The sequence below is a fragment of the Hyunsoonleella pacifica genome, from assembly GCF_004310335.1.
Classification (GTDB): domain Bacteria; phylum Bacteroidota; class Bacteroidia; order Flavobacteriales; family Flavobacteriaceae; genus Jejuia; species Jejuia pacifica.
Genome location: NZ_SIRS01000007.1, coordinates 119,542 through 137,090, shown reverse-complemented (window position 1 = coordinate 137,090; position 17,549 = coordinate 119,542). Strand labels below are relative to the sequence as shown.

9 protein-coding genes are annotated in these 17,549 nt (G+C 32.4%); all 9 read left to right on the top strand.

Features of this window, described 5'->3' with window-relative positions:
• The first annotated feature begins 30 nt into the window (after positions 1-30).
• The 9 genes from EYD46_RS16385 to EYD46_RS16345 all read left to right on the top strand — a co-directional run bounded on the left by EYD46_RS16385 (position 31) and on the right by EYD46_RS16345 (position 17,548).
• On the top strand, positions 31-2,130 hold the full coding sequence (locus tag EYD46_RS16385) for a BNR-4 repeat-containing protein (protein ID WP_130938252.1): 2,100 nt from the start codon (positions 31-33) through the stop codon (positions 2,128-2,130).
• Between the two features lie 8 nt (positions 2,131-2,138).
• Complete coding sequence (locus tag EYD46_RS16380) at positions 2,139-3,998, top strand: DUF5060 domain-containing protein (RefSeq protein WP_130938251.1); 1,860 nt, start codon at positions 2,139-2,141, stop codon at positions 3,996-3,998.
• A gap of 149 nt (positions 3,999-4,147) precedes the next feature.
• On the top strand, positions 4,148-4,918 hold the full coding sequence (locus tag EYD46_RS16375; RefSeq protein ID WP_130938250.1) for a hypothetical protein: 771 nt from the start codon (positions 4,148-4,150) through the stop codon (positions 4,916-4,918).
• Positions 4,919-4,936: 18 nt separating this feature from the next.
• A complete protein-coding gene (locus tag EYD46_RS16370) occupies positions 4,937-6,277 on the top strand; it encodes a family 43 glycosylhydrolase (protein ID WP_130938249.1) in 1,341 nt (446 codons plus the stop codon).
• A gap of 21 nt (positions 6,278-6,298) precedes the next feature.
• Positions 6,299-8,563: a glycoside hydrolase family 3 N-terminal domain-containing protein gene (locus EYD46_RS16365; protein ID WP_130938248.1), complete on the top strand. Its 2,265-nt coding sequence runs from the start codon at positions 6,299-6,301 to the stop codon at positions 8,561-8,563.
• A 6-nt stretch (positions 8,564-8,569) separates the two neighbouring features.
• Positions 8,570-9,697: a glycoside hydrolase family 88/105 protein gene (locus EYD46_RS16360; RefSeq protein ID WP_130938247.1), complete on the top strand. Its 1,128-nt coding sequence runs from the start codon at positions 8,570-8,572 to the stop codon at positions 9,695-9,697.
• A 77-nt stretch (positions 9,698-9,774) separates the two neighbouring features.
• The gene (locus EYD46_RS16355; protein WP_229731367.1) at positions 9,775-13,830 is read left to right on the top strand and encodes a hybrid sensor histidine kinase/response regulator; all 4,056 of its coding nucleotides are present in this window, start codon (positions 9,775-9,777) and stop codon (positions 13,828-13,830) included.
• A gap of 169 nt (positions 13,831-13,999) precedes the next feature.
• Complete coding sequence (locus EYD46_RS16350; RefSeq protein ID WP_130938246.1) at positions 14,000-14,752, top strand: T9SS type A sorting domain-containing protein; 753 nt, start codon at positions 14,000-14,002, stop codon at positions 14,750-14,752.
• A gap of 147 nt (positions 14,753-14,899) precedes the next feature.
• Positions 14,900-17,548, top strand: a complete 2,649-nt coding sequence (locus EYD46_RS16345; RefSeq protein ID WP_130938245.1) for a DUF4955 domain-containing protein — start codon at positions 14,900-14,902, stop codon at positions 17,546-17,548.
• The last annotated feature ends 1 nt before the right edge of the window (position 17,549 follow it).

Here is a 17,549-nt window from a genome sequence, read left to right as displayed (position 1 = left end):
AAAAAAAATAAAGATAAAATTTTAATAAAAATGAAAAAAGGTTACTTTGGGTTATGTTTGTTATTATTATTTTTTTATTCTTTAGTTGGAGCTCAAAAAGAATTAGTTCCTACATTAGATAGTTCAACCAGAGTATCTAGCGATGGAGAAGGAGGCTTATTTTTTGCAGGGACTAGAGATGTAAACTATAGATTTGCGCAAAGAATATCGCCTCACGGAGATTGTGTAGATGTTATAAATGGTTATGCATTTGTGACCTGGTATAAAGGCGGAATGGATAAACGTAACTTGATGTTGTCAAGAAAAAACCTCAATGTACCAAATTCTAATTGGGTTACTATAGAGTTCCCTCATAAACATATAGGCCAAGGAGGAGAGCTTTTCAATGGTACAGGTATTAGGGGAGATTCTCATAATACAGCTGCAATAGGTATAAGTACTATAGATAATACAATTCATATTATTTACGATTTACACGCATACAGTAAAAGTGCTTTACCAACTGTATTCTTTAACTACTCTGTTTCAAAAAAAGAAATGGCTTTTGTACCTGATAATGAATTTACTCTAGACATTTTTGAGCCGAAACGGAACTTTTTAAAATCTGGACAAAATTACGAGCGTATGACTTATCCTATGCTTCATAGAGCAGATGATGGAAGTTTGGTTACTAGATATAGAAAAGGCGGTTCTGGAAATGGAGATATATTTATGGCACATTACAACGGTACTGAATGGTCTAATAACTGGTTATTTCATGAAGGGACATTACCATTACCAAACAGAAATAACATGTATGGTGGAGAACGTTTTCTAAACGGTAAATTTTATTCTGGTTTTTCTATCCGCTATGCTACAAATAAAGAAAGTAGTACAAGTAATGGCTACCTAATAAATAGTGGTTTATACTATGCGTATACAAATGAAATCCCAAAAAATCAATCTACTCAGTGGTTTGATGTTAACGACAATCCTATTTCTCTCCCAGTACGAAATAATATTAATCCAAACTTAGATCCAGTTCAGGTAGCACAACCAGGGGATGATCATGGTACTGCTACTTTGCCTAGAACATCTTCAGATCCGTCATGGACTGTTACAGAAAGCGGTGCCGTACATTTTATTACCAGAGTTGATAATATAAATGTACATTATTATAAACTTGCTTCAGATGCTAATTTTTCAAGTGCTGCAGGTGGATTAATTCCTAATCCACAAGTTCGTGGAGAAGTTTACAGTTATAAAAATCATGTATTCATGGTGGAGCTTTTAGGGGGTAAAGTGAATATAAAAACGACATTAGAAGGACAAAATGATTGGAAAATAGTTTACACTGGAACAGAATCTATCAACTTTGCTCATTTTGATGCATTTGTTACTGGAGATAAACTATATGTTTATCTCATGGAAAATACTGGAAACAATACACCAGGAGTGGGGGATAAGCGTCCATTGTATTTTCAAGAGTTCACATTATCTGAAATTGATGCCCCGGTTTTAATATCATTAGAGGCAGAAGATTATACCACAGCTTCAAGTAATATTAACGTTGGTACTAGTGCTTCAGCTTCTGGAGGAGAATATATAGATTCTTTTTCTTCAAATCAGTTTATAGAACATAAATTTCAAGTTACCACTGCTGGTACTTATGATTTTATTCTTTTAGCTGCAAATAGGAATAGGGATGACTCCATTATGGATATTGAAATTAATGGAACTTTGTACAACAATGTCTTAATAACAAGAACTTTTGATTGGAATATCTATCTAGAAACAAGGATTCCAGACATTACTCTAAACCAAGGAGAAAATACCGTTAGAATTACTCAAAAAAGATCGTTATCAAGTGAGCCTGATAAAATTGAATTTGAGCTTAAATCATCTTTAAGTACTAGTGATTTTACAAATCAAAAAGTAGTAGTATATCCTAACCCAAGTAAAGGTGTTTTTAATATTCAATCTAATGTTCAAAACCTTGAATATATTTTAGTTAATATACAAGGACAAATTTTAGATAAAGGTAAAATTTTACGAAATCAAATTGATTTTTCAAGGTTTAATCAAGGTATTTATTTTCTAGAACTAACTAATGATAATGATAGGTTAGTAAAGCGTATAGTAATAAAGTAAAGTAGTCAATGAATAAATTCTTCTGTCTTTTTTTTTCGATATTTTTTGTATTAAATGCATGTAAAAAACATGAAGAAGTAAGGGTAGAAGGTGAGCTTAAAAAGTGGCATAGAATTGTACTCAATTTTGAGGGACCACAAACGAGTGAATTAAATCAAGTAAATCCATTTTTAAATTATCGCTTAGATGTAACCTTTAAAAATGGTAATAAAACTTATGAAATCCCTGGATTCTATGCGGCCGATGGTAATGCAGCAGAAACAAGTACAGATTCAGGAAATATCTGGCAAGCACGTTTTACACCTGATACCATAGGTAAATGGACTTATTCAGTATCATTTAAAAAAGGAGATAGTATTGCGGTTTCTAATAACGTGAAAGATGCTTCAAGTGCAGGCTTCATGGATGGTCAAAAAGGAAGCTTTATAATTGCTGATTCTGATAAGGTAGGAATTGATAATAGATCAAAAGGAAAACTACAATATACAGGTAAATCATATTTGAAATTTGCAGAAACTCAAAAATACTTCATAAAACTAGGGGTAGATGCACCAGAAAATTTATTAGCATATACAGATTTTGATGTATCAACAAATGCGCTAGGATTTCAAAAAACATGGGATCCCCATGCAAAAGATTTTGAAGAAATCGCAACTTCTTATTTATGGCAAAAAACAAAAGGTAAAAATCTTTTAGGCGCTATAAACTATTTAGCTAACGAAGGATTAAATGTATTCTCGTTTTTAACATTTAATGTAGATGGAGACGACAGGAATATTTTTCCACACCTTTTAAAAGTACCTATTGAAGATTACGAGGCTTATGCAAGTACCAAGAAAAATAAAAAAGCTTGGGAAACTATGTTTTACAAAACACGATTTGATGTTTCAAAACTAGACCAATGGGAACGCATTTTTGAATATGCAGAAACCAAGGGAATGTTTTTACATTTTAAAACCCATGAAACCGAAACCGACCATCTTATGGATAAAGGTGTGTTTGGAGTAGAAGGTAAATTGTATTACAGAGAACTTATTGCAAGGTTTGGCCATCATTTAGTAATGAATTGGAATTTGGGAGAGGAAAATAACCAACCTATCGAAGAAGTTAAAAAGGTAGCAAATTATGTGTCAAAATTAGATGCATACAATAGTCATTTAGTAATACACACATTTCCAAATAAAGATGATAGATATGCAGAATTAATTGGAGATAAATCACCCTTAACAGGAGCTTCTTTACAATTAAGACACCCAGATTTTAACGATGTTCATGGTAGGGTTTTAAAATGGCGGGAAAAATCTAATGCGACTGGTAAAAAATGGGCTTTGGCTGTTGATGAACCTGGAAAAGCTAATATTGCTTTATTACCAGATGATGAAGATCCAGAGCATAATTATGCTAGAGGAAGAGCCATGTGGGGTACACTTATGGCTGGAGGTTTTGGTGTGGAATGGTACTTTGGGTATGCAAGCCCCAATTCAGATTTAACCTGTCAAGATTTTAGAAGTCGTGATCTTTTTTGGAATCAAAATCTATATGCACTACAGTTTTTTAATAAACATATTCCTTTCTGGGAAATGGAACCTAGAGATGATGTAATTGTAAGTAATGATATAGCCTATTGTTTAGCTAAAGAAGATGAGATTTATACAATTTATTCAGAAACAGATGCAAGTAAAATAAAATTGAACTTACCTAATACGGGCAAAGTTTTTTCTATAAAGTGGTTTAATCCAAGAAAGGGAGGAAATTTACAAGAAGGTTCTATTACTTCAGTAAAAGCAACAGGAATAGTTGAGCTGGGATTACCTCCATCAGAAATCGATAAAGATTGGGTTATTATGGTTAATAATAATTCAATATAAATAGATTTTAGAAAGATGATTTTTTCTAAGGCACAATAAGATTATTATAACTTGATGAATTACCGCATAGTACAGGACGGGTCTGCAAATTTCAAATTTTATCTTTATCACTGTAAATTACGCAATAGAAAATACTGTTTTTAAATATTATGAAAAATAACTTAATTCGTCTGCGTTTAATATTTTTTAGTATTACTTTATTATCCGCAGGGATTATGTTAAATTCTTGTTCAAATGAATCTCAAGATGAAATAGAACAAGAAATAATAGAAGAAAACGACGAAGAAGAGGAGAAGAAAGATGTTTGCCCTAATGGGAAATTATTTATAGAAAAAGATGGACTTGTTCGTATAGATATTGAAAACCCAAGTGATACTCCAAATGGATGGACAGAAACAAAAACTTTAGCAGGCTTTAAGGGTTCAGAATATTTGGTATGGACTGGAGCTGATAATTTTAATAGTCCCGGTCAAGGAGTAATGAAGTTTTCTGTTAAAATTAGTACGCTAGGAACATATCAATTTGTTTGGAATTCTAGAATAACTACAGGTAATAGTAATACAGAGCATAACGATTCTTGGTTAAGAATTCAAGGCGATAATTTTTTTGGAGAGAAATTAATTACAGGACAGCGTGTATACCCTAAAGGTTCTGGAAAAACACCCAATCCACAAGGGTCCAGTAAAGATGGTTGGCTAAAGGTATATATGAATAGATTGAACGAATGGTTTTGGAGGTCGTCAACAAATGATAATGATCTTTTTGATGTATTTGTTACATTTGATAAGGCAGGAACTTATGATGTTGAAATTTCAGGACGTTCAAGATCTCATGGTATAGATCAATTTGTGTTGTTTAAAACTGATAAGTCATTAGAGCAAGCTAAAAATGCGAACTTTAGTGAAATAGAGTGTAAATAAGTGAGCTTGTTTTAGAAAATGAATAAACTAATATTGAAAACTATATTACTTGGATTTATACTCTCTACTTATGCCCAAAACCCAATAGTACCAAACAAAGGGTTAAACGATCCACACATTCATATTTTCAACGATACTGCTTATGTTTATGCGTCTCATGATAAATCCATCGATAACGATAAATTCATCATGGAAGATTGGTGGGTATGGTCTTCTCCAGATCTAATTAATTGGACAAAACGAAGCGTATTAAACCCTAAAGACACATACATAGGAAAGTCTTATTCAAGGTGTTGGGCTACTGATGCTGCTTATAAAAACGGAAAGTATTATTGGTATTTTTCTGAAGGAAATGAACAAACGGGGGTTGTAGTTGGTAATACGCCAGTAGGCCCATGGAAAAATGCTTTAAATAAACCACTATTAAATTCAGATTTAACCCCAACACATGAATACGATATGGCCATTTTTGAAGAAAATGGATCGCATTATATTATTTTTGGGGTTTGGGAGTATTATATAGCTAAACTAAATGATGATATGGTAAGTTTAGCTGAATTACCAAAAAAGATTGATATAACCAATGTTAGAGGACCTTACAATACTGATGGTAAGAACAAAAAAATGCCTACAGATGATAAACCTTTTGTACATAAATACAATGGTAAATATTATTTATCTTGGGGCTGTTTTTATGCCATGTCTGACAATTTGTACGGGCCTTACGATTATAAAGATACAGTTATAAAAGAAGACAGTTTTGTAGAAGGCTACGAAGCACCTACATGGCCAAATGGATTTTTACAAGGGCGCCATGGATCATTTTTCGAGTGGCACAACCAGTGGTATTATATCTATTGTGATATCAGCCAAACAGGAAATAGGTATTTTAGAGATGCTTTTATAAGTTATGTACATTACAAGGATAATGGAGAAATGGAAACTATACGGGTGGATGGTGTTGGTGTTGGAAATTACAATGCTAATAGCAGTATTGAGGCTGAAGACTATTTTAAATCTAATGGCATAGCTAAAATTGAAAATACTATTGGTGGTTTTTCTATAGCCCCTCAAAAAGAACTTAGTTATACGATATATCCTAATGTAAAGGGGTTGAGTGACAAAAATAGTTTAGAATTAGAAGTTATCGCTTGGGAAACCACAGAAATAGAAATAAGAGAAAATAATCTAGAAGGCAAGCTGTTATTAACGTGTAAGATACCTAAAAATGATATCTATACACTTCAAAAAAGGCAATTCGATATTAATACATTAGAAGACGTACAATCAATATGCTTTGTATTCAAAGGAATAAAAAATAAATCTTTTACATTAAATAGATTTCAATTCAAAAATTAAACAACAACTAAAAAATCAAAAATGAAGAAATTATTTTCGTTATGTTTATTAATCAGTATCGTTGTCACTTCTTGTAGTGAAACCGTTTCAAAAGATTATAAAGATACATCTTTATCAATTGAAGAACGTGTTGAAGCACTGCTTCCTAAGTTATCACTAGAAGAAAAAGTAGCACAAATGCGAATTTTTCATGCTAATATTGGTACTAAACCCGATGCAAATGGCAACTTAAAACTTTCAGATAGGGTAATAAAAAAATTAAAACTAGGTATCGCAGGGATTAAAAACCCTGGTGAGCATATAGATGCTGTAGCTGCAGCAAAACTAAATAATGAACTTCAAAAGTATATTATAGAAAATAACCGTTGGGGTATTCCTGCATTATTTGTTACAGAATCTTATAACGGTGTTGATGCTGAAGGTTGTACTAAGTTTGGTCGCCCAATGACATCAGCAGCGTCGTTTAATCCAGAACTGGTACAAAGGCAATGGGATGTTGTAGGTAGAGAGGCCCGTTTAAGAGGGATGCATATGTGCCACTCACCAGAAGCAGATGTGGTTCGCGACCCACGTTTTGGACGTATGAGTGAAGCTTTTGGAGAAGATACATATTTAACAACCCAAATGGTAACTAGTGCAGTTAAAGGTGTGCAAGGAGATTATGAAGGTTTAGGAAACGGTACACACATTGGTGCTGTAGCGAAACACTTTGCAGGTTACGGACAAGTATTAGGAGGTTCTAACTTTGCAGCTATAGAAATATCAGAAAGAACTTTAATAGATGAAATTTATCCACCGTTTGAAGCCGCTGTAAAAGAAGCAAAAACATTAGGGATTATGGCATCACATGGTGACTTAAACGGTGTGGCAAGTCATGGTAATCCAGAGTTATTAACAGGGGTTCTTCGAGATCAGTGGGGATTTGAAGGTTATGTAGTTTCAGATTCTAATGATATAGCACGTTTATTTTATTTTATGAATGTTGCAGAATCGCCTGAAGCTGCTGCACAAATGGGCTTGGAAGCTGGTATTGATATCGATTTATATGCTGAAGACTCATATTCATATCTCCCAGAAATGGTAAAGAAAAATCCAGAATTAGAGAAGTTGATAGATCGCTCTGTAAGACGAGTACTTAGAACAAAATTCATTCTCGGACTTTTTGATAATCCTTACATCGATATAGAAGACGTTAAAAAAGGCGTGAGAGCAGAATCATCTTTAGAGCTTGCTAAAGAATCAGATTTAGAGTCTATCATTTTATTGAAAAATGAAGAGAAGGCTTTACCTCTTTCAAAAAATAAAACTTTAAAGGTAGCGTTATTAGGTCCACTGCTAAAAGACAATACAAAAGCGATGTTTGAGTCTGTAGCTGGGTCTAATGTTAAATTCATTGCAGAAAAAGGATTTCAACTAACAAACCAAAAAGGAGGAGCTCCAAAACTTTTAGATAGAGATCCAAAAGCGATAGCAAGTTTAGTAAACAAAGCTAGATCTGCAGACGTGTCTATTTTGTTTTTAGGAGGGGATGAGTTTACTTCAAAAGAAGCATATTTTAGCAATAGCACCTTAGGAGACAGAGCAACAATTGATCCTGTAGGACCACAAGATGAGTTAGTTGAAAAAATTAAAGCTTTAGGAAAACCAGTAATAGTAGTTTTAAAACATAGAAGAACACTATCAATTAACACCATCTCAGAAAAAGCTGATGCTATTTTAGATGTTTGGGATTTAAGTGAATTTGGAGATGAGTCTACGGCAAAAATTGTTTTTGGAGAAGTGTCGCCGTCAGGAAAATCGCCAGTTACCATACCACGATCTATCGGGCAAATACCATTTCATTACAGTATGAAGGAGATTAATTATAAAAAAGAATACTTATTTTTAGGTCAAGGGCCACTGTATCCATTTGGACATGGTTTAAGCTATGGCGATTTTAAATATTCTGATATTACAATCTCTAGTGAAGAAATAACACCAGAAACTGAGCTAGAAGCTAGTGTAAAAGTTACTAATAATGGTAACATGAAAGCCAAAGAAGTTGTACAAATGTACATTAAAGACGAAATAGGCTCCGTTACAAGACCTGATAAGGAGTTAAAAGGTTTTGAAAAAATAGAGTTAGCCGCAGGGGAGAGTAAAACAGTTTCATTCAAAATAACACCTAAAATGTTAGAATTTACAGGTATTACTATGGAAAAGGTTTTAGAAGCCGGCGATTATACTGTAAAGATAGGAACCTCGTCACAAGAGTATTTAGAAACTACATTCAAACTAAAAAAATAAGATATAATGAATAAAACAATTTTAACACTTTTCATGGCTGTATTACTCTTTAATTGTTCAACGGCTCAGAAAGTAACAGAAGCACAACCAATTAATAAGGAAGCAGTAAAAGCTTCAATGATAAAAGCTTTAGAGTGGCAAGAAGTACATCCAATTTTCGCTTTATCTCCGACAGATTGGACAGCAGGAGCCTATTATGTAGGCGTTGCCAGAGCACATAAGACTACAAAAGATATGATGTACATGGCGGCCTTAAAAAATCAAGCCTATTGGAACAATTGGCAAACCTATAAACGTTTACATCACGCTGATGATGTTGCTATCTCATATAGCTATATATATATTGATAGGAATGAGAAAAGAAGAGATTTTGTAGACTTAGAGCCTACTAAAAAATTCTTAGATGCACATTTATACGAAGATGATAATTGGAAAGCTGGAACAGATAAAACCAAGTACGGTAGAACCATTTTATGGTGGTGGTGCGATGCCCTATTTATGGCGCCTCCAGTATTAAACCTATATGCTAAGCATACTAATCAACCTAAGTATCTGGATGATATGCATAAGTTTTATATGCAAACCTACAATCAATTGTATGATGAAGAGGAGCAGTTGTTCGCAAGAGATATGCGTTTTGTGTGGGAAGGTAACGATAACCCTACTAAAGAGCCTAACGGTAAAAAAGTATTTTGGTCTAGAGGAAACGGATGGGTTATTGCAGGTTTAGCTTTGATTTTGGATGATATGCCAACAGATTATGAACATCGTCCTTTTTACGAAAAACTTTATAAAGAAATGGCAGAAAAAATGTTAGCGATTCAACCAGAAGATGGTTTATGGCGTACAAGTCTATTATGTCCAGAATCTTATGACCATGGAGAAGTGAGCGGAAGTGGGTTCCATACCTTTGCTTTAGCATGGGGAATTAATAACGGTTTGGTGGATAAAAAACATACACCCGCAGTTAAAAAGGCGTGGAATGCTATTGCAAAATGTCAGCATGCAGATGGTCGTGTAGGCTGGGTACAAAACATTGGAGCTTTTCCAGAGCCAGCATCTGCTGATTCTTGGCAAAACTTTGGAACAGGAGCATTTTTGATGGCAGGAAGTGAGATTTTAAAATTAGACTAAAAAAATGTATTTTTAAAAATGTAAAACGGGAACGATATGTTCCCGTTTTTGGTTTTGATACATAAAGAATTTTGAAAGTGATTAAATTTAATAACATAAGCTTTTTGTTTATTGTATTCCTAATATCTTTTGGAGAAGCACAAAATGATGTTTATAAGTTTAATCATATTACAGATGCCAATGGTTTGTCTCAAAATTCTGTAATAGCTATGCATCAAGATAAACTTGGTCAAATGTGGATTGGTACTCGAGACGGTTTAAATAAATATGATGGTGAGCAGTTTACAGTTTTCAAACATGAAAAAAGTAATCCAAATTCAATTACAAATAATAGTATTCTTTGTATTGAAGAAGACAGAAATGGTTTTATTTGGATAGGGACGTCTTTTGGACTTAATCGCTATAATCCAAAAAAAAATGAGTTTAAAGCTTATTTTGTTAATAAGCAACGCACATTTATTGGAAGTAACATGATTTCAGTAGTCAAAGAAATGGCTAATGATGAAATATGGATAGGCTCAGCAAGTGGTATTTCAATTTACAATGTACAAAAGGATGAATTTGAAAGTGTATTAGAAAAGAAAAATATTACTTCAGTTTTAGAAACAAAATCAGGGAAAGTTGTTGTTGGGACTACTAGTGGGCTATTAATTTTAGATGATAAAACAAGAAACGTATTCAATTTTTACACTGTAGCAGGAACAGAAGATTTAGATATTCAAGATATAGTAGAAAGTAATAATGGTAATATTTTAATCGCTACAAAAAACGAAAGTATATTAGAATTTGAAATAACTAAAAATAGTATAAAACCTTATTTTGATAAGGCTTTATTAAAAGGAAAAAGTAAGAATGTTAGAAGTCTACTTTTTGATGATTTAGGACAATTATGGTTAGCTACCTATAATGGACTTCAAATATCCAGTGATAGAAACAAATTGATGGTACTCTACAGTGATGATAATGATGAAAAATCTATCAATGATAATTTTATAAAAACCTTATTTAAAGATAATATTGGAGTTTTATGGGTAGGTACCTATTATGGAGGAGTAAATATTTGTAGTGATTTTAATAAAAATTTCATCAATATTACTCAAAAATATTCAAAAGCAGGTCTTAGTTTTAAGGTAGTAAGTTCTTTAGTTAATTATAAAAATCTGTTATTTATTGGTACTGCAGGTGGGGGTATTTCTGTTTTAAATAAAGAGAATAATTCCATAGAGCATATCAATACAAAAAACTCTATAGCCTTAAAAAGTGACAATATAAAATCTTTATGTATAACAAATGATGACAAACTTTGGATAGGTACATTTGAAAATGGTGTAGCTATTTATAATTTAAAAACGAAGTTATTTGAGGAGTTACCTTTTTCAGAGAAATTAAAAGCGCTTTTAAAAGATGTTGGAGTATTAAGTTTATCACAGTATGATAGTAATTATATGCTAATAGGAACAAATGTTTCAGGCTTAATAAAATATAATATAAGACAAAATACGTATAGGGTTTTTAGTAGTTATTCAAAGACTTCTGCGCTTACGAATGGAAATATAAAAACTATTCATGTTAGCAAGAAAGGAGATATTTTAGTAGGAACGTTACGAGGTTTAAATTGTATTTCAGCAGACGGAATAGTTACCAATTATATTTATTCTAAGGACCAAAAAATAAAATTTGAAATCACATCAATTTATGAAAGTCAAAATGATGTATTATGGATTGGTACAGCGGAAGATGGACTTTTTAAATTTGCAAACAATCAATTTGAGCCTATTCATTTAAAAGTAAATAATGAAGAAATAAATGCAATTCGAGGTATAGTTGAGGCTGAGTTAGGTCATGTTTGGATAAGTACCTATACACAAGGCTTAATAAAATTTAATCTTACTCAAAAGAAAATAGTGTCTCACTATACTAAAAAAGATGGGCTTCCTAGTAATCAGTTTAATCGGGATGCGTATTTAAAAATCGGAACCTCCTACTATTTTGGAGGACCATCTGGTGTAACATTTTTTAATGAAAAAAACTTAATAAAAAATAATTATGCACCACAGGTTATCATTACTGATTTTAAAATTAAAAACAATTCCATTGATGTTAATGAAGATCAAAATATCTTGGAGACAGCTTTAAGTTATACACGAGATATTGAATTGGTATATAATCAAGGTAATTTTAGCCTAATGTTTGCAATGCCAAACTTTATTAATTCTTCAAGTAATAGTTATTTGTATAGGTTGCAAGGCTTAGAAAATGATTGGGTAGAAACTTCTACTAATGTAGCGTCATATACCATACAAAAATCGGGCAATTATAAATTTGAGGTAAAGGGTGTAAATAGCGATGGAGTAATAAATGAAATCCCAACCACTTTAAACATCGTAGTAAAACCGGCACCATGGGCTACATGGTGGGCATATAGTTTGTATGGTCTTTTAATTATTGGGACATTATACTATTTATATAATACTTTAAAATCGAAAACAAAACTTAAACATCAACTAGAATTAGAGCATGTTAAGACAGAGCAGATTGAAGAGATAAATAAATCTAAACTAGAGTTTTTTACCAATATATCTCATGAGTTTAGAACTCCTTTAACTTTAATTTTAGGGTCTTTACAACAAGTTTTAGATGATTATCAAGGGAGTAGTAAAATGTTTAAGAAACTTAAAGTAGTAGAAAGTAGCTCTAATCAATTGTTAAAGCTTATTAATAGATTGATGGATTTCAGGAAGTATGAAAATAGAGTAATGAAACTTGAAGTTGCGAAAGGAGATATTGTTAATTTTGTGGAAGAGATTTATTTGTCATTTTCAGAATATGCTAAAGAAAAAAAACATACTTATAATTTCTCTACGTCAGCAAAGGTTATAGATTTATATTTTGATAATGCCAAGTTAGAGCGCGTATTTTACAACCTTATCTCAAACGCATTTAAATATACCCCCAACGGAGGGGAAATAAGTGTTGAAATAGAAGACCATGAGAAACTTGTACTAATTTTAATAAAGGATACTGGAATAGGTATACCTGCGCAATTTAGAAGTAAAGTTTTTGATCGTTTTTTTGAAATTTCAAAGCATAAATTAAATAATGAGCATAATCAGGGTACTGGAATAGGGCTTTCGATAGTAAAAAGCATAATAGATTTACATAAAGGAACAATTTATATTTCAGAACAAACTAAAACCACAGGTACTGTCTTTACTCTGGAACTTCCAAAAGGCAAAACCCACTTAAAAAGTAGTGAAATTGTTGAAGATTTTAAGCAAGGAGAGGATGTTTCTTATTATCAAAGTCAACTTAAAGCTATAAATATATCTCATTTGGATGAAAACTTCTTTAATGAGATCCCATCACAACATAAAGCTTCAATTCTTGTTGTAGAAGATAATAAGGAGCTGAGAACTTTTATACGCAACCTTTTAAGCTCATATTACAATGTTTTTGAGGCTGGAAATGGAAAAGAAGGGTATAAAATGGCCATAAAACATCAGGTAGATCTTATAATTAGTGATGTAGTCATGCCTATAACTAGTGGTACTGAATTATGTGCTATGATTAAAGAAGATATAAGAACAAGTCATATTCCAGTAATTTTATTAACCACCCGTTCTGCTTTGGTTTATAAACTAGAAGGCTTGGAAACAGGTGCTGACGACTATATAAGCAAACCTTTTAATCTTAAAGAATTTAAATTAAGAATATCTAATATACTGGCATCAAATCAACGACTAAAGGATAAAATAAATGCTAATGAGATCTTAAAACCAGAAGATATGGTAATGTCCTCTATGGATGAGGAATTGTATAAGAAGGCATTAAATATTGTTGAGAAAAACTTAGGTAACGATACTTTTGATATTCCTTATTTTTGTGAAGAGTTAGGTGTTAGTAAATCCGTTTTATATATCAAGGTAAAAGCTTGGACAGATTTTACACCTAAACAATTTATAGTTCATTTAAGACTAAAATATGCAGCTCAACTTCTTGAGCAAGGTAAAATGAATATAAATGAAGTTAGCCGTAAGGCTGGTTTTAAAAATCAGAAATACTTTGCAAAGATCTTTAAAAATAAGTTTGGAAAAACTCCAAGCGATTATGCTCAATCTTTTACAGAATTTTAGATCTTTTTTTATTTAGTTATTTTTTTATTACAAAATAATGATAATCAAATCATTGTATTTGTGTGTGCAATTTTAAAAAAGGAAATTTTTACACATTTTCAGGAAATTTTTACTCTGATTCTCCTTTAGCTTTACAGTCAAATCATTTATAAACTAAATCTAACATTTTATGAAAAAAATTACATTTTTTGTTATCACTCTGTGTATAGCAACTAGCACTTATGCACAATTTATTGGAGCTGGCGAGTACAGACTAAGAAACAATTTTACTACTAATGGTACTGTTTATTTGTCACATGATGGTTCTAAAGCTATAAGGGCAACTTCGACTGCTTCTGATGCTACAAAATTTACATTAGTTTCCACAGGGGTAGCAGACCAATACAATATTGTAATACATACCAATGATGGTATTTTGAGAGCCAATAGTACCTCAGAAATTCCTGTAGTTGCTTATTCTGGATCACCTTCCACGTCTAATCCTAATGTTTGGTCTGTTGTTGATTCAGGATCGACTGGATCAGGCGGAGAAACTGCATACAATATACTTACCCCATTGACCAGTACAACTAGATATTTGGTTTATAACAACAGTACTGATGCCATAGGTTATTCAGGTGGTAATTTTACAAGAACACAGTGGATTTTAGAGAGGTTATCTCCACCATTGAGTACAAATGATTTAGAAAAAAGTTCTGTTTTTATCTCTAACCCAATACAAGATAAGATGACAATCAAAGGGTTAGAAGGGAAAGTTAACCAAATTGAAGTTTTTAATGTGTTAGGAGAGTTAATGATAAGCAAAAGTACTATAGACTCATTATCAATAAATGTAGAAACAAACTCACTATCAAGTGGATTATATCTCGTTAAGTTCTATGGAGAAGCATTTGCTTTCACAAAAAAAATTATAAAAAGATAAAACATAAAGTAATTTTTTTTTAATTATTGAAACGGTTTGATGCTATGAGTATCAGGCTGTTTCATGTTTAAAGAGTATTTTGTTTTAAATTTATATACAAGAGACGCAACAATCTGTTAAAAAAAGTCAAAGAAAAAATGAAACGCTATGAACAAAAGAATAATATTTTATCTCGCAACTCTAATTGCGGGTTACATAAATGCACAAAATGTAGAAGCACCCTCTTGGGTTGACTTTGCAGAAAAAAAACTAACAGGAAATTTAGCAGAAGCAACATTAAACGACTTTTCATATACGGGTTATCACTTTTCTGAAAAAGAATTGCCAGATGTATCTGGTTGGAATACGATAAGTGTAACAGATTATGGAGCCATTCCAGATGATACAGGTTATGATGATTTAGGAATTCAATCTGCTATTGATGCGGCAGAGGCTAGTAATCAACCAACAGTTGTGTTTTTTCCAGCAGGAAAGTATATCGTTTCTAGTGAAACTACAAAAACGCAACCCATAGTTATTAGTGGAAGTAATATTGTATTGAAAGGAGCAGGTACAGGCGTTGGAGGTACAGAGATATATGCAGATAAATTTAATGAAAATAAGTTTGGAAGTGGTTCTACACATTACCGATTTATGTTTAAACCATCCAATACAGATTCAAATGACATCACGCAGGTAACTGCAGAGATAAAAAAGGGAGATTTTGAAGTTCAGGTTGCAAGTACTGCTAATCTATCAGTTGGTCAATATGTAGATTTGTTTCAAAAAACAACAGATAATTTAGAGGCAAATATGCCCGGGTTAACACCTAATACAAGATGGACTGCTATCAACAGAGATGGTATTCGTCCTTTTGAAAAACATATAATTACTAAAATATCTGGTAATACAGTTACGTTTAAGAACCCTGTTCAACTAAATATGCCAGTTTCTTCTACTACAGTACTAAAAACTTTTCAAACCATAGAAGAGGTTGGAGTAGAAGATATATTATTTACAAGTGGTTGGAAAGATTATCCTGAAAACTTTGTACACCATGCTAATGATATTGTAGACTATGCTTGGCAAGCTTTGTTTTTTACAAATGTTGTAAACGGATGGATTAGAAATTGTCATTTTAAAGATTGGAATGAAGATATTTTTGTTGATAGAAGTATGGCAGTAACAGTTAAAAATATTGATATTTCTGGTAAAAGAGGTCATACTAGCTATTACTCAAGATATAGTTATGGTGTACTTTTCGAAAATTGTTTTGATAATGCAGATGAAGGTTTGGTTGATGCAAATAAAAAAGGAATGCATCATGGGCCAGGAATGCGTTGGAGCACCACAAGTTCAGTTTTTATAAATTGTCCCATGCAACCTGATCAATCCATAGATTGTCATGGCTCTCATCCTTACGCCAATTTGTTGGATAATATTCAGGGTGGAAAGCTTCTAGGTAATGGTGGTGCAGAGCTATCTTATCCAAATAGTGGTCCTTATTTAACATTTTGGAATTTTAAGCATGATGCTAATTTTACCAGTAGGCTCTACGATTTCTGGTTTATATCTAATACAACTGAGCGAAGAACCCATACGTTTCCCAATCCATTATTTGTTGGTTTTCAGCCTGGTCCAGGAGAGAATAATATAAGATTTCAAAATGAAGGTTTAGATGAGTTGCATGGACAGCAAGTATATCCGAATTCATTACTTGATGCACAATTACAGTTACGTTTATTTGGTACATATATGTCGGCGTCCTCCTCTAAAACAAACACTGAAGCTAAATTGGCAAATGACGATGACGATACTACATTTTGGGAATCCGATGGAGCAGGAACCGGAGAATGGTTAATGTTAGATTTAGGTATTAATAGAACGGTCAAAGGAATTACCATAAAAGAAGTTTCTTCAGGAATTAAAGACTGGACATTAGAATATTGGGATAATGACCAGTGGGTAGAGCTTGTTTCGGATTCCGAAATAGGCACTGAAAAGACTGTTAATTTTGACATTATTGTTACGCGTAAAATCCGACTTAATGTGGTTAACATGTTGGCTGGACAGGAATCTGCTTCGGCATCTATTACCGCTTTTGAAATTATACCAGGACCTTTAGAACTACCGGCTGACAATTTTACTATTGAAACTATTGGTGAGACCTGTACAGGAAAGAGCAATGGTTCTATTATTATAAATGCAAATGCAACTTACAATTACATTGCTTCAATTAATGGTACTAATTATAATTTCACTGATACTTATACGATTACTGATTTGGCTCCTGGAGTTTATGATTTATGTATTACTGTAGAAGGGGAAGAGTTCCAGCAGTGTTATCAAGTTACTATAGAAATTGGTGTTTCTTTAGCAGCTAAGATTGCAGTTGTTAAAAAATCTGCTCAAGTTTCGGTTGAATCTGGCGCAGTGCCTTACTCGATCTATAAAAATGGAAAACAAATAATGGAAACATATCAATCTAAATTTTCAATTGATGTAACCCATGGAGATGAACTACAAATAAAAAGTAAGGACGCTTGTCAGGGAGAAATTTTAAAAACAATAAATCTACTTGAGAATATTAAGGCATATCCCAATCCTTCAAACGGATTATTTGAGATTTACATGCCAAATAACTTAAAAACAGTAGAGATTTTTATTTATAACATACATTCTCAATTAATAGATGTTAAAATGTATACCTTAAATGCTGGAAAGTTGCAATTAAATATTGAAAATAAACCCAATGGAATTTATTTTGCCAAAATGAACTTAGAAAAACCGGTATTTATAAAATTAATAAAAAAATAGC